The sequence below is a fragment of the Alcanivorax sp. HI0044 genome (assembly GCF_001634945.1).
The window spans coordinates 1-1034 of the sequence record NZ_LWEZ01001604.1 but is presented as its reverse complement, the minus strand read 5'-3'; the positions used below and the strand labels follow the sequence as shown (position 1 = coordinate 1034).

The 1034-nt window shown below is 56.8% G+C and carries 1 protein-coding gene; it reads right to left on the bottom strand.

Going from position 1 to position 1034, the window contains the following annotated elements; genetic code table 11:
- A partial coding sequence (locus tag A3730_RS24290; protein WP_156501331.1) for a sulfatase-like hydrolase/transferase occupies positions 1–996 on the bottom strand: 996 nt, incomplete at its 3' end.
- Between the last annotated feature and the right edge of the window lie 38 nt (positions 997–1034).

Here is a 1034-nt window from a genome sequence, read left to right as displayed (position 1 = left end):
ATGTTTGAAGAACCAGCCTTCGCTGGCAATTTTGTCCAGGTTGGGGGTGGGATCAAACGGTGTGCCGTAGGCGCCTACCCGGCTGGCACCGAGGGATTCCAGCATCACGAATACCACGTTGGGCGGTCGATCGTAATCGAGCTTATGGCTTTGCACATCGACGACGCGGTCGAAGTTCAGGTTCTGGCGTTGCGCTGGCGGGATATCCAGATAATCCGCCATGACAGGGTAGTACTTCTGCACTGCTTCCTTGTCGTAGGGGGAGGCCGGGATCAGGGTGGTGTCGTAGAAGTACAGCACCGGGTTTAGTCCCAATGATCCGACCGCCTTGTTGCCGGTGGCGAAGGCTTCGCTCCAGCGCAGCGGGATTGGGTTAAGAATATTGATGTCGCTAACCCGGCCCAGAATTGCAAAGAAGAACAGCGTGAAACAGACGAAAAAGCCGAATGTGGCCTGGCTTTTGGCAATGCGGGTTTGCGGACGGCCGAGCAAGGTTTTCTCAATCCACAGGGCGGCCCAGAAGGTGAGCGCGGTGGTGAGCAGCCAGCCCAGGGTAATCCAGATCACTGGATAGCTTTCCCAGACCATCTGGGTGGAAATGGCGGTGTCTTCCAGAAAACGCAACGCGGTGACATTGAGCCGGTCGGCCAGGTAGGCGTAGTGACCAAAGTCGAGAATATAGGTGAGCACCAGCAACAACAGGGCGAACAGCAGGTAGGCATGGCCGATGAAGCGGGCGATGCTGCTGCGTAACAAGTTCAGCCAGGGCAGGTAGGCCAGTGCGGCCAACGGGAGCATCAGCAGCAGGGCCAGGCGCAGGTCAAAGCGAAGGCCAATGCCCCAGGCGGTGAGAATGGTGTCGGTGGCAATGTCACTATCACCGGATAAAGGGGAAAAGCCGAAATAAAACACGGCGCGCAGAACAACCATCAGCGAGAAAAAGAGAGCAGTGATGGCCAACAGGTACTGCAGGCGTCGGGATTTCAACCAGGTCATGCGTTTATCTCCGTACTGGCGAAACTGAAAAAGAGGCG